Source organism: Mycobacterium sp. GA-1285, assembly GCF_001499905.1.
Classification (GTDB): Bacteria; Actinomycetota; Actinomycetes; order Mycobacteriales; family Mycobacteriaceae; genus Mycobacterium.
Genome location: NZ_LQIS01000054.1, coordinates 1 through 12,512, shown reverse-complemented (window position 1 = coordinate 12,512; position 12,512 = coordinate 1). Strand labels below are relative to the sequence as shown.

Sequence of the window (12,512 nt, the reverse complement as noted above, 5' to 3'; positions counted from 1 at the left end):
TGATGGAACGAACGATAGTCCTCTCGCGGCGCGGCTGGCAAGCGTGGGCTTTTCTAGCTGGCCACTTGCGGAGCCAACCCGCGGTCCGATAACTTGGACAAGTGTCCAGCGAACCCGTGGTTGCGGTCACAGGCCCAGCACCTGTGAGCACCGGGGAAGCACCGCGGAACCGCCGCCAGGAGGAGACGTTCCGCAAGGTGCTCACCGCCGGTGTCGAGATGCTGCGCGAGTCGTCCTACGCCGATCTGACCGTGCGCGCCGTCGCCGCTCGAGCCAAGGTCGCACCGGCCACCGCGTACACCTACTTCTCCTCGAAGAACCATCTGATCGCCGAGGTGTACCTCGACCTGATCCGCCGGGTGCCGTACTTCACCGATGTCAACGACAGCAGGGTGACCCGCGTCGAGAAGGCGTTGCGCGCGATGGCGTTGACGGTCGCCGACGAACCGGAAGTCGCAGCCGCGTGCACGACCGCGCTGCTGAGCGGGGCCGACCCCGCGGTGCGCGTGGTGCGTGACCGCATCGGCGCCGAGATCCATCGCCGCATCCGGTCGGCCATGGGCCCGGACGCCGACCCGCGCGCCCTGGCCGCACTGGAGATGACGTTCTTCGGCGCGCTGGTCAACGCGGGCAGCGGCGTTTTCACCTACCACCAGATCGCCGACCGGCTCAGCTACGTGGTCGGGCTCGTCTTAGGGGAGGACCAGTGACCATCAGCGAAATCGTCCTCGACCCATACGATTACGACTTCCACGAGGACCCGTACCCGTACTACAAGCGGCTGCGTGACGAGGCGCCGCTGTACCGCAACGACGAACTCGGCTTCTGGGCGTTGTCGCGACATCAGGATGTCTGGGAGGGTTTTCGCAACAGCACCACGCTGTCGAACAAGTTCGGCGTATCGCTTGATCCGGCCTCCCGCGGCCCGCATGCCTCGAAGACCATGTCCTTCCTCGCCATGGACGATCCCGACCACTTGAGGCTTCGCACGTTGGTGTCCAAGGGTTTCACTCCTCGGCGAATCCGTGAGTTGGAACCGCGCGTCACCGAGATCGCGGTGCAGCACCTCGACGTCATGCTGGAGAAGGCCCGCGCCGACGAAGCCGTCGACTACGTCGACGAGTTCGCGGGCAAGCTGCCGATGGACGTGATCTCCGAACTGATGGGCGTCCCGGAACCCGACCGTGCGCAGGTGCGGGCGTGGGCAGACGGGGTGATGCATCGCGACGAGGGCGTGACCGACGTGCCGCCCGCCGCCGTGGAGGCGTCGATCAACCTGATCGTCTACTACCAGGGCATGGTGGCCGAACGCCGCAAGCACCCGACAGACGACCTCACCACGGCGCTGCTCGAGGCCGAGATCAAGGGCGACCGACTCACCGACGACGAGATCCTCGGCTTCATGTTCCTGATGGTGATCGCCGGTAACGAGACGACGACGAAACTGCTTGCGAACGCGGCGTTCTGGGGACACCGCAATCCCGACCAGCTCACCCCCGTCTACGCCGACCTGGACCGGATACCGCTCTGGGTCGAGGAGACGCTGCGCTACGACACTTCGAGCCAGATTCTCGCGCGCACCGTCGTCGGCGAACTGACGTTGTACGACACCAGGATTCCCGACGGTGACGTCGTGCTGTTGCTACCGGGCTCGGCACATCGCGACGAGCGTGTGTTCGACGACCCGGACCGGTTCGTCATCGGCCGCGACATCGGGTCAAAGTTGTTGAGTTTCGGTAGCGGCGCCCACTTCTGCCTCGGCGCGCATCTGGCGCGGATGGAGGCCAGGGTGGCGCTTACCGAGTTGTTCAAGCGGATTCGCCGATACGAGGTCGACGAGGCCAACGCCGTCCGCGTGCACTCGAGCAATGTGCGCGGTTTCGCTCACCTGCCCATCACTGTGGAGACCGTCTGATGCCCCGCTTTGAACCCCTGCCCGAACGGCGACCCGTGATCGTCGCCGGTGCCTCGTCCGGGATCGGAGAGGCGACGGCGATCGAGATGGCCGCACGCGGCTTCCCGGTCGCGCTCGGTGCCCGGCGTGTGGAGAAACTCGAAGACATCGTCGGCAAGATCAACGCCGACGGCGGCGAGGCCGTCGGGTTGCATCTCGACGTCACCGACCCCAATTCGGTGAAAACGTTCGTCGCGCAATCGGTCGAGGCGCTCGGCGAGATCGAGGTGTTGGTAGCGGGCGCCGGTGACACCTATTTCGGCAAGCTGGCCGAGATCACCACCGACGAGTTCGAGTCGCAGTTGCAGATCCACCTCGTCGGCGCCAACCGGCTCGCGACGGCGGTGTTGCCCGGCATGCTCGAACGCCAGCGCGGTGACCTGATCTTCGTCGGATCCGATGTGGCGCTACGCCAGCGGCCGCACATGGGCGCGTACGGAGCGGCGAAGGCCGCGCTGGTCGCCATGGTCAACAACTTCCAGATGGAACTGGAGGGCACCGGCGTGCGCGCCTCGATCGTGCACCCCGGTCCCACCAAGACCAGCATGGGCTGGAGCCTGCCCGCCGAGAAAATCGGCCCGGCCCTGGAGGATTGGGCGAAGTGGGGCCAGGCCCGGCATGACTACTTCTTGCGGGCCTCCGATCTCGCTCGCGCCATCACGTTCGTGGCGGAGACGCCGCGCGGCGGGTTCATCGCGAACATGGAGCTTCAGCCTGAAGCCCCGTTGACCAACGCACCCGCAGAACGCCAGCAGCTCAAGCTGAACGAGGAGAATTTGAAGTCATGACGACGGCGATCGTGCCCCGGGTATCCGGCGGCGAAGAAGAACACGGACACCTCGAGGAGTTCCGCACCGACCCGATCGGTCTGATGAAGCGGGTCCGAGAGGAATGCGGTGACGTCGGCTGGTTCCAGTTGGTCGACAAGCACGTCATCCTGCTGTCCGGTGCCGAGGCCAACGAGTTCTTCTTCCGTTCGGCCGATGAAGATCTCGACCAGGCCGAGGCCTATCCCTTCATGACACCGATCTTCGGCAAGGGCGTCGTCTTCGACGCGAGCCCCGAGCGGCGCAAGGAGATGCTGCACAATTCGGCGCTGCGCGGTGAGCACATGAAGGGCCACGCGACGACCATCGAAAGCGAAGTCAAGAAGATGATCGACGACTGGGGACCCGAGGGCGAGATCGAGCTGCTCGACTTCTTCGCCGAGTTGACGATCTACACGTCGACGGCGTGCCTGATCGGGTTGAAGTTCCGCAATCAGCTCGACCACCGGTTCGCCGAGTACTACCACGATCTCGAGCGCGGCACCGATCCGCTGTGCTACGTCGACCCGTACCTGCCGATCGAGAGTTTCCGGCGCCGTGACGAAGCAAGGGTGAAACTCGTTGAGCTGGTGCAGGAGATCATGGACCAGCGCGTAGCCAATCCGCCGAAGGACAAGTCCGACCGCGACATGCTCGACGTGCTGGTGTCGATCCGTGACGAGGACGGCAACCCGCGGTTCTCGGCCGACGAGGTCACCGGCATGTTCATCTCGCTGATGTTCGCCGGTCACCACACCAGTTCGGGGACCTCGGCATGGACGCTGATCGAGTTGATCCGTCACCCCGACATCTACGCCAAGGTTCAGGCCGAGCTCGACGAGCTCTACGCCGACGGCCAAGAGGTCAGCTTCCACGCCCTTCGCCAAATCCCCTTGCTGGACAACGTCGTCAAGGAGACACTTCGGCTGCACCCACCGCTGATCATCCTCATGCGGGTGGCCCAGGGCGAGTTCGAGGTGGCCGGATTCCCCATCCACAAGGGCGATTTCGTGGCCGCCTCGCCGGCGATCAGCAACCGGATTCCCGAGGACTTCCCGGACCCCGACGGCTTCAATCCGGACCGCTACAACAAACCGGAGCAGGCCGACATCGCGAACCGCTGGACGTGGATCCCGTTCGGCGCGGGCAGGCACCGCTGTGTCGGCGCTGCGTTCGCCCAGATGCAGATCAAGGCGATCTTCTCGGTCCTCCTGCGCGAGTATGAGTTCGAGATGGCCCAGCCCGCCGACAGCTACCGCAATGACCACTCGAAGATGGTGGTGCAGCTGCAGCGGCCCGCGAAGGCCCGATACCGCAGGCGAACCAAGTAGGTTTCGAATGGGTTGCTACCGAATCGAAGTGGATCTGGATCTGTGCCAGGGACATGCGATGTGCGAACTCGAGGCACCCGACTACTTCACGGTGCCCAAACGCGGCAAGGTCGAGATCCTCGACCCTGAACCACCCGACGAAGCCCGCGACGAAATCCAGAACGCGGTCGACATGTGCCCGACCCAAGCACTGTCCATCAGAGAAACAGGAGAATGACAATGCCGTCACTACCCCGCGAAGCACTCGACGACTGGGTCCAACAATGGCTGGAGGCCAACCGCGAAGCCGAACGCAACGGCGACTGGAAGCCGTTGGCCGAGTTCTACACCGATGACGCGACGTACGGTTGGAACATCGGCCCCAAGGAAGACGTCATGTGTGTCGGCAAAGACGAGATCCGCGATGTTGCACTGGGTTTGGAGATGGAGGGCCTGGAGAACTGGGTTTACGAGTATCAGAAGGTGCTCGTCGACGACAAGCAGGGCGAGATCGTCGGGTTCTGGAAGCAGATCGCGAACAAGGCCGACGGCACCACCGACGAGATCTACGGGATCGGGGGCAGCTGGTTTCGGCTGAACGCCGAGCTGAAGATCGAGTGGCAGCGCGACTTCTTCGACTTCGGCCACGTCGCCAAGGGGTACGCGAAGCTGATCGAGTCCGGCGACCTGTCGCCCGGGATGCAGAAGCGCATCGAGCGCGCCCTGGCCGGCGAGAAGCTGCCCGGCTACTACCCCCTCGGGCAGGCCCCGGTACCGATCTGGTGACCCGGCCAAGCAGTTGCTTGGGGGTGGATGTGACCTACCTAACTGCTCCCTCTACTCTGAGGTCACCGGTACTAGCGGAAGGCACGTTCGAATGAAGACAAAAGGTGCTCTCATCTGGGAGTTCAACCAGCCGTGGTCGATCGAGGAGATCGAGATCGGGGATCCCGTCAAGGACGAGGTCAAGGTTCAGATGGAAGCGTCGGGGATGTGCCACTCCGACCACCACCTGGTGACCGGCGGCATCCCGATGGCCGGCTTCCCGGTGCTCGGTGGCCACGAGGGCGCGGGCATCGTGACCGAGGTCGGACCGGGCGTCGAGGACATCAAGCCCGGCGACCACGTCGTGATGTCGTTCATCCCCTCCTGCGGCAACTGTCCGTCGTGTCAGGCGGGTATGCGCAACCTCTGCGATCTCGGCGCCGGACTGCTCGGCGGCACCGCGGTCTCCGACGGCACCCACCGCATCCACGCCAAGGGCCAGCCCGTCTACCCGATGACGCTGCTGGGCACCTTCTCCCCCTACATGGTCGTGCACAAGAGTTCGGTGGTGAAGATCGACGAGTCGATCCCGTTCGAGGTCGCGTGCCTGGTCGGTTGTGGCATCACCACCGGCTTCGGTTCGGCCGTCCGCAGCGGCAACATCCGGCCCGGTGAGGACGTCGCGATCGTCGGCGTCGGCGGGGTGGGCATGGGCGCCCTGCAGGGTGCCGTCGCCGCGGGCGCGCGTCGAATCTTCGCCATCGACCCGGTGGAGTGGAAGCGGGACCAGGCGCTGAAATTCGGTGCCACGCACGCTTATCCGGACTGGGAATCCGCGATGGCCGGTATCGGAGAGGTCACGTGGGGGCTGATGGCCCACAAGGTGATCGTCACCGTCGGCGAACTGCACGGCAAGGACATCGACAACTACCTCAACCTCACCGCCAAGGGTGGCACCTGCGTGGTCACCGCCATCGGCAGCCTGCTCGACACCGAGGTCAACCTCAACCTCGCGATGCTCACGCTGCTCCAGAAGAACCTGCAGGGCACCATCTTCGGTGGCGGCAACCCGCATTTCGACATCCCCCAGTTGCTGTCGATGTACAAGGCGGGCCGGCTCAACCTCGACGACATGGTCACCCGGCAGTACAAGCTCGAGCAGATCAACGACGGTTACAAGGACATGCTTGAGGGCAGGAACATCCGCGGCGTCATCCGCTATACCGACGACGACCGGTAGAGCTCAGCTCGTGTCGCAGGAAACCGTCGAGAAGACGCCGGCTTTGGCGGCGTCCCACAATTCGTGGAGATGCGTGCACTCCCACGACAAGGAGGGCTGGTTGGCCCTGATGGCCGACGACGTCGTTATCGAGGATCCGATCGGCAAGTCCTTCACCAACCCCGACGGGACGGGAATCCGCGGGAAGGAAGCGGTGTCCGGCTTCTACGACGCCGTCATCGCCTCCAACGACCTGCGCATCACCTGCGAAGAGACGTTCCCATCCAGCTCGCCGCACGAGGTGGCTCATATCCTGGTGTTACGCAGCATGTTCGACAACGGAATGACCAGCACGGTGCGCGGAGTGTTCACCTACAAGGTCAACGACACCGGACTGCTCACCAACCTCCGGGGCTACTGGAACATGGACATGATGCAGTTCGGCCAGGCGGGCGACCAGTCGTCGGATGGCAAGTAGCCCGTCTCTGAGCGGGCGGGGCGCGGTCGTCGTCGGCGGTTCGCGCGGCGTCGGACTGGCGGTGGCCGAACTGCTCGCCGCCCACGGCGCGGGAGTCGTCGTCAACGGCCGTGATCCGGACGTCGTATCGCAAGTGACACAACGGATTCCGAATGCGCGCGGCGTGCCCGGCTCGCCCGCCGACCCGCAGATCGCGGACGCCCTGATCGACGCATGCGTTGAGGAGTTCGGGCGGATCGACATCCTGATCAACTGTGCGGGCACAGCCGAACCCGTCGGGTCGTCGATCCTCACGATCACGTCCGGCCAGTTCCGGGAGCTGATCGACGCACATCTCCATACGGCTTTCGAGACCTGCCGCGCAGCTGCGCCCAGGATGGTGGCCCAAGGCGGAGGCGCGATCGTGAACACGAGCTCGTTCGCGTTCCTCGGCGACTACGGCGGCACGGGCTACCCGGCAGGCAAGGGCGGCGTCAACGGGCTGACGCTGGCGCTCGCGGCCGAACTGAAGGAGCACGGCGTGCGCGCGAATGTCGTTTGCCCGGGCGCCAAGACGCGGCTTTCGACCGGACCGGATTACGAGGCGCACATCGCCGACCTCAACCGTCGCGGTCTGCTGGACGAGGTGAGCATGCAAGGCGCTCTCGATGCCGCACCGCCGGGGTATGTCGCGCCGACGTATGCGTATCTGGCCAGCGACCTGGCCGCGGACGTGACGGGACAGATCTTCATCGCCGCCGGTGGATTCGTCGGGCGCTTCGACAGGCCGACGCCAACGATCCTCGCCTACCGGGATCACCACGACAGCCCGCCGTGGTCCATCACGGAACTCGGCGAGTTGATCGGTGGGGGTGAGCGACCGCGCTGACTTGTCGGCAAGTTGCCTCATGTCAAGATGCGCGCGTAGGTGGATTCGTTGCCTCACGTAAGCGTGCGCGCTTGTTGATTGGCGGGTTGGCTCCGGGTGGGGCTTTGCTGGTGGTGAGGGTGAACAGTTGGGCGGTCAGGGCTCGGATCTGGCGTTGGGTGGCGGCGGGATTGATCAGCGAGTAGGTCCGAGTCATCGCGACGATGCGTTCAACAGCGATGCCGGGGTGATCGATCACGCGATGAAACGGGGTTGTGGCCTGGTCGTGTTTCTTGGAGACTTTGGCGCCTTTGCGGACTTTGGAAACGAGTTTCTGCTGGGGATAGAAGTAGTTGGTCAGCTTGGATTGCAGCACCCAGATCTCGTTGAGTAACAACAGTTCTGCGGCGGTGTCGTAACGGTGGTAGCCAACCACGGTGCGCACGACCGCCCAGTTTTTCTGCTCGACGTGACACCCATCGTTCTTGTTGCCCGGTCGTGAGCGAGTCAAGGTGATCTGGTGCTTGGTGCACCACCGCAAGAGGTGCTCGTTGATGAATTCTGAACCGTTGTCGCAGTCCACCCCCAGGATCGGAAAGGGCATCTTGGCCGCGATGTCATTGAGTGCTGCCAGCACGCATTTGCCGGTCTTGTCGGGCACGCAGCGGTTCTCTGTCCAACCGGTGGCGATATCGGTGACGGTCAGGGTGAACGCATGAGTCCCACCCCGGATTCCCCCGTCGTGCCAGACCAGGTCGATCTCGACGAACCCGGGCCGAGCATCATCCCACTCAGCCCAGGTGCGCACCGGGATCTGGCTTTTCAGCAGCGATCCCGGTTTGGTGTCCACGTGTCCTTTGAGCCGATGTTTGGCTCGCTCACCGCTCAGGCGGCGATCGATGGTGGCCGCCGACATCGACACCAGCAGGGCTGCAGTGTCCTCATCGATGAGCAGTTCCCCGAAATGGCGCAGCACCGCCACCAGTTCACCGAGCATCGGTGCAAGCCGTTTGCCCGCCGGCATGCCCAACACTGTCCAGCACACCGTCAGTGCCGCGATGACCTCCGGCCCATACTTGACCGGCCACGGGCATCGTGCAGTGCACACCTTGGGCTCTAACGCACCTGTGAGCGCCTTGCGGGCATGACTGCGGTGCCACCCAGTGATGGCGCACAACTCATCAAGGATCCGACTCTTAGCGCCCTTGCTGGCCCGCTGATAGCGCGACGCAGCCGCCGCGGTGATTGCTCTGCGCTCTGACAACCTCAACCCCATCCACTGGGCCTACGCGCGCATTTTCAATGAGGCAACGAATCACCCATTCGCGCGCATTTCTGATGAGTCAACGCGGTCGGGGGGTGGTGGCATAGTCGCACACATGTTCGGGTCGGAGTTCGCCGCGGTTGACGACAAAGCTGTGGTGGCGGTGATCGAGGAGTGCACGCGCGCGGAGGCGGTGTGGGCGGCGCGCCGGTTGGCGGCCACTGCGGCGTTGACCGCGCGGTACACCGAACCCGACGAGCAGCGCGAGCATTTCGCCGTGGACGGGTGGCGGATGGCCTCAGCGGAGATCTCGGCGGCGATGCGGGTCGCAGACCGGGCCGCCTCGGGGCAGATGTGCATCGCGATGGCGTTGCGGGAACGGCTGCCCCAGGTGGGGGCGCTGTTTGCCCAGGGGCAGGTCAGTGCGGCGTTGGTGTCCACGATCACCTGGCGCACGCAGTTGATCGTCGACGGGCAGGTCCTCGCGCGCATCGACACCGCGATCGCCGAACGGGCCGCGACCTGGGGTGGGTTGTCGGCGGCGCGGCTGGAATCCGCGATCGATGCGCTGGTCGATCAATACGATCCCGACGCGCGCCGGCGCATCCGCCAGGCCACCCACAACCGTGATGTGCGGTTGGGCAAGCGTGACGATGTGACCGGCACCAGGTCGTTGTGGGCCGGGTGAGCATCACCGATGGGGAACTGCTCGAACGTCGCATCGCGCAGGTGTCGAGTCGGTTGTGCCACGACGATCCGCGCAGCGCCGGGCAGCGCCGCTCGGAGGCGTTGGGCGCCATCGCCGCCAACGCCGAGGCGCTGAGCTGCCGGTGCGGCAGGCCCGATTGCCCGTCGGCTGGAGTCGACGATGCGCGCGCAGCCCACTTCGTCATCAACGTCATCGCCGAAGCCGCCGCCCTCACCACCCCACCGGAATCCGCGGCAGTAGCGCCAGCCCAATCCGCGGCAGCGCCGGCAGCACAATCAGAGTCTGCGGCGGCGGCGTCGGCGGCGTCGGCACCAGAAGCAGAGTCTGCCGAGAGGCCCGAGTCCGCGGCGGCGTCGGGCGAATCGGCGGCCGTATCGGCGCCGTCGGCGCAGCCCAAGCCCAAGCCCAAGCCGGCGGCGGCGTTGATCGTCGGCGGTGGGGTGATCCCGACGCCGTTGTTGGCGGAGTTGATCCGCAATGGGGCCAAGGTTGCCTGGGTGGACAAACCCGCGCCCGCACCCCAGACCGGTTATCGGCCCTCACCTGCGATGGCACGGTTTGTCCGGATGCGCGATATGACGTGCCGGTTTCCCGGCTGCGCCCGCCCGGCCCAGTTCTGCGATCTGGACCACACCACCCCGTATCGGCCCGGGGTCACGCATCCGTCGAACATCAAGTGTCTGTGCCGACTTCACCATTTGGTTAAGACGTTCGGCGGGTGGGGCGATCAGCAACACCCCGATGGTACGGACCTACGGTCTGACTAAAGCCCGGTGGTGGTTACTCCATACGCCGCCTGCGCTGGGGTGAACCCTTCAAACTGGACGAGTTGGTTGATGAGTCCGCTACGGGAGAAGGCCATCACGGCGAGGTACTCATTTGCTTTGCGGACGGCCTGCTGTTGGCTTACCGGACTGAGGGGTTGCTCGGGTCCGTAATCGAGGCCAACCGCCGGTTCGCTCGCCTTCGGGGTGCTGTCGATTACGTTGGTTGACGCTGCCGATGGAGCAGGCGCATCGATTTCGGTATTGCTGGCGGCTTGCGCCGCGCCCGGAACGACACCGCTGATTGCGAGGAGCACGGCGGCGACCGCAGGGGTGGTGCAGACCAGTAGCCCACGAAGCATGATCAATTCCCCCATGAATTTCCCGACATCCCGACCCGTATCAAAGGGTACGCTCGTTTGCTGAGCACAGGAAAGAGTGGGAGATTTCGCTGTTTAAGCCAGGTGAAAGCCCGTGCTCGGCAAACCGGCGTGCGGAAGCGCTGAAGGGCAGCAATCCTGTATCTCACAAAGATGCCCGACGGCACCGTCCTGTGGACCGCACCGTCGGGGCGAACCTATCTCACCCATCCCGGTAGCCGGTTGTTTAATCCCGGTTGGGACACCACCACCGCGACCCTGCCGGCCGTCACCGACCCCGCCGCCCACCCCGACAAAAGCGCGATGATGCCGCGTCGACGACGAACCCGCGCCCACGAGCGGCTCCACCGAATCCACCGCGAACGCGCCCTCAACGCCGCCGAGCGCACCAGATGGGCCGCATCGGCAACCACACCACCCAGCAGGCCCCACCCCCACCACCTGACCCCGACCCGTGGAACACCACCGTCGGCACCGAAGGCGCCGACCCCGACCCCGCATCGTTCTGACAGCGCGTCAACTCGGTCAAGAGCCGAAGGCGGATACTCTCGGCGCACAGCCCGATATCTTCTTGGGGTCGCTTACCCAGCCGGTAAGCGAAATGCTCAGCGCGACGCTTACTTTCGGGAGGTCGGATGCCAAGCGATGTGCGGAAGGCGGTCACGGGCGCATCGATCGGAAACGCCGTCGAGTGGTTCGACTTCGCGATCTACGGCTTCCTGGCGACGTTCATCGCGGCCAACTTCTTCCCGGCGGGCAACGACACGGCGGCGCTGCTGAACACGTTCGCGATTTTCGCGGCCGCCTTCTTCGTGCGTCCGCTCGGTGGATTCGTCTTCGGCCCACTGGGCGACAAGCTCGGCAGGCAACGGGTTTTGGCGTTGGTGATCCTGCTGATGTCGGGTGCGACCGTCCTCATCGGCGTGTTGCCCACCTATGCGTCGATCGGCGTGGCCGCGCCTCTGCTCCTTCTGCTCCTGCGTTGCCTGCAGGGATTCTCGGCAGGCGGTGAATACGGCGGGGGCGCGGTCTATCTCGCGGAGTTCGCATCCGAACGCCGCCGAGGACTGACCATCACGTTCATGGTGTGGTCCGGCGTGCTCGGCTTCCTGCTCGGCTCCATCACGGTGACCCTGCTTCAGGCGCTGCAGCCCACAGAGGCGATGGAGAGCTACGGCTGGCGCATCCCGTTCCTGATCGCCGGGCCGCTCGGCCTCGTCGGTCTCTACATCCGACTACGCCTCGACGACACACCGCACTTCGCCGAACTCAGTGCGACCGACCGGGTCGCCGAATCGCCGCTGCGCGAGGCGTTCACGACGTCGTGGCGGCCGATCCTGCAAGTCATCGGCATGTTCATCGTCTTCAACGTCGGCTACTACGTGGTGTTCACGTTCCTGCCGACCTACTTCATCAAGACGCTCGAGTTCTCCAAGACCGACGCGTTTCTGTCGATCACGCTGGCCAGCCTCATCGCGCTCATCCTCATCCTTCCGCTGGCCGCGCTGTCGGACCGGATCGGCCGCCGTCCGATGCTCGTCGCCGGTTCGGTGGCCTTCGCGGTTCTGGGCTATCCGCTCTTCCTGCTGCTGAATTCCGGGTCGCTGGTCGCAGCGATCGCCGCCCACTGCGGCCTGGCGGTCATCGAATCGATCTACGTCTCGGCCGCGGTGTCGGCGGGCGTCGAACTGTTCGCCACCACCGTGCGCTACAGCGGGTTCTCGATCGGCTACAACATCTGCGTAGCCGGGTTCGGGGGTACCACCCCGTACGTCGTCACCTGGTTGACCGCCGAGACCGGCAACAACGTGGCACCTGCGTGGTACCTGATTGTGGCCGCGGTCGTCTCGCTCGCGACGATCATCACGCTGCGCGAGTCCGCGCGACGACCGCTCGCCCAGACTGCGGAACGCCTGCCCGCGGCTAGGGTCGAGATCGACTAGTGTCCTGAGTCATTAATTCGTCCGCTCTTGTTAGAGTAGGTGATGCCGTCACCGCGAGCTGCTGACATTGTGT

14 protein-coding genes are annotated in these 12,512 nt (G+C 64.8%); 12 read left to right on the top strand and 2 right to left on the bottom strand.

Annotated features, from left to right (window positions below; all coding sequences use genetic code 11):
• The first annotated feature begins 101 nt into the window (after positions 1–101).
• The 9 genes from AU193_RS20860 to AU193_RS20820 all read left to right on the top strand — a co-directional run bounded on the left by AU193_RS20860 (position 102) and on the right by AU193_RS20820 (position 7,400).
• The gene (locus AU193_RS20860) at positions 102–710 is read left to right on the top strand and encodes a TetR/AcrR family transcriptional regulator (RefSeq protein ID WP_064424297.1); all 609 of its coding nucleotides are present in this window, start codon (positions 102–104) and stop codon (positions 708–710) included.
• Entirely contained in the window at positions 707–1,915 is a 1,209-nt protein-coding gene (locus AU193_RS20855; RefSeq protein WP_064424296.1) for a cytochrome P450, read from the top strand. The genes AU193_RS20860 and AU193_RS20855 overlap by 4 nt, the downstream gene beginning before the upstream one ends.
• Positions 1,915–2,742, top strand: a complete 828-nt coding sequence (locus tag AU193_RS20850; RefSeq protein ID WP_064424295.1) for an SDR family oxidoreductase — start codon at positions 1,915–1,917, stop codon at positions 2,740–2,742. Before AU193_RS20855 ends, AU193_RS20850 begins: the two co-directional genes overlap by 1 nt.
• Entirely contained in the window at positions 2,739–4,091 is a 1,353-nt protein-coding gene (locus tag AU193_RS20845) for a cytochrome P450 (protein ID WP_064424294.1), read from the top strand. Before AU193_RS20850 ends, AU193_RS20845 begins: the two co-directional genes overlap by 4 nt.
• A 7-nt stretch (positions 4,092–4,098) precedes the next feature.
• Positions 4,099–4,308 (top strand): ferredoxin, encoded by a 210-nt coding sequence (locus AU193_RS20840; protein ID WP_064424293.1) that lies wholly within the window; start codon positions 4,099–4,101, stop codon positions 4,306–4,308.
• Between the two features lie 2 nt (positions 4,309–4,310).
• Entirely contained in the window at positions 4,311–4,856 is a 546-nt protein-coding gene (locus AU193_RS20835) for a nuclear transport factor 2 family protein (RefSeq protein WP_064424292.1), read from the top strand.
• 91 nt (positions 4,857–4,947) lie between these two features.
• Positions 4,948–6,075, top strand: coding sequence for an NDMA-dependent alcohol dehydrogenase (locus tag AU193_RS20830; protein WP_064424291.1), 1,128 nt, complete (start codon positions 4,948–4,950; stop codon positions 6,073–6,075).
• Between the two features lie 10 nt (positions 6,076–6,085).
• A complete protein-coding gene (locus tag AU193_RS20825) occupies positions 6,086–6,532 on the top strand; it encodes a nuclear transport factor 2 family protein (RefSeq protein WP_064424290.1) in 447 nt (148 codons plus the stop codon).
• Positions 6,522–7,400 (top strand): SDR family NAD(P)-dependent oxidoreductase, encoded by an 879-nt coding sequence (locus AU193_RS20820; protein WP_064424289.1) that lies wholly within the window; start codon positions 6,522–6,524, stop codon positions 7,398–7,400. The genes AU193_RS20825 and AU193_RS20820 overlap by 11 nt, the downstream gene beginning before the upstream one ends.
• Positions 7,401–7,422: 22 nt before the next feature.
• Here AU193_RS20820 and AU193_RS20815 read toward each other — a convergent pair whose 3' ends face one another.
• On the bottom strand, positions 7,423–8,655 hold the full coding sequence (locus AU193_RS20815; protein WP_064424288.1) for a DDE-type integrase/transposase/recombinase: 1,233 nt from the start codon (positions 8,653–8,655) through the stop codon (positions 7,423–7,425).
• 103 nt (positions 8,656–8,758) lie between these two features.
• Between AU193_RS20815 and AU193_RS20810 the strand changes: the two genes are divergently transcribed.
• Both AU193_RS20810 and AU193_RS20805 read left to right on the top strand, forming a co-directional pair.
• Complete coding sequence (locus AU193_RS20810) at positions 8,759–9,331, top strand: DUF222 domain-containing protein (RefSeq protein WP_064424287.1); 573 nt, start codon at positions 8,759–8,761, stop codon at positions 9,329–9,331.
• The gene (locus AU193_RS20805; protein ID WP_172798379.1) at positions 9,328–10,119 is read left to right on the top strand and encodes an HNH endonuclease signature motif containing protein; all 792 of its coding nucleotides are present in this window, start codon (positions 9,328–9,330) and stop codon (positions 10,117–10,119) included. Before AU193_RS20810 ends, AU193_RS20805 begins: the two co-directional genes overlap by 4 nt.
• Here AU193_RS20805 and AU193_RS20800 read toward each other — a convergent pair.
• Positions 10,116–10,493, bottom strand: a complete 378-nt coding sequence (locus AU193_RS20800) for an Ltp family lipoprotein (RefSeq protein WP_064424285.1) — start codon at positions 10,491–10,493, stop codon at positions 10,116–10,118. The genes AU193_RS20805 and AU193_RS20800 overlap by 4 nt on opposite strands.
• A gap of 638 nt (positions 10,494–11,131) precedes the next feature.
• Here AU193_RS20800 and AU193_RS20795 point away from each other — a divergent pair.
• On the top strand, positions 11,132–12,439 hold the full coding sequence (locus AU193_RS20795) for an MFS transporter (RefSeq protein WP_064424284.1): 1,308 nt from the start codon (positions 11,132–11,134) through the stop codon (positions 12,437–12,439).
• Positions 12,440–12,512: the final 73 nt, after the last annotated feature.

Excerpts from the sequence above, each read along its gene's own strand:
- AU193_RS20835 (WP_064424292.1), top strand. The coding sequence starts at position 4,311 with ATGCCGTCACTACCCCGCGAAGCACTCGACGACTGGGTCCAACAATGG.
- AU193_RS20840 (WP_064424293.1), top strand. The coding sequence starts at position 4,099 with ATGGGTTGCTACCGAATCGAAGTGGATCTGGATCTGTGCCAGGGACAT.
- AU193_RS20820 (WP_064424289.1), top strand. The coding sequence starts at position 6,522 with ATGGCAAGTAGCCCGTCTCTGAGCGGGCGGGGCGCGGTCGTCGTCGGC.
- AU193_RS20850 (WP_064424295.1), top strand. The coding sequence starts at position 1,915 with ATGCCCCGCTTTGAACCCCTGCCCGAACGGCGACCCGTGATCGTCGCC.
- AU193_RS20810 (WP_064424287.1), top strand. The coding sequence starts at position 8,759 with ATGTTCGGGTCGGAGTTCGCCGCGGTTGACGACAAAGCTGTGGTGGCG.
- AU193_RS20815 (WP_064424288.1), bottom strand. The coding sequence starts at position 8,655 with ATGGGGTTGAGGTTGTCAGAGCGCAGAGCAATCACCGCGGCGGCTGCG.
- AU193_RS20795 (WP_064424284.1), top strand. The coding sequence starts at position 11,132 with ATGCCAAGCGATGTGCGGAAGGCGGTCACGGGCGCATCGATCGGAAAC.
- AU193_RS20830 (WP_064424291.1), top strand. The coding sequence starts at position 4,948 with ATGAAGACAAAAGGTGCTCTCATCTGGGAGTTCAACCAGCCGTGGTCG.
- AU193_RS20800 (WP_064424285.1), bottom strand. The coding sequence starts at position 10,493 with ATGGGGGAATTGATCATGCTTCGTGGGCTACTGGTCTGCACCACCCCT.
- AU193_RS20845 (WP_064424294.1), top strand. The coding sequence starts at position 2,739 with ATGACGACGGCGATCGTGCCCCGGGTATCCGGCGGCGAAGAAGAACAC.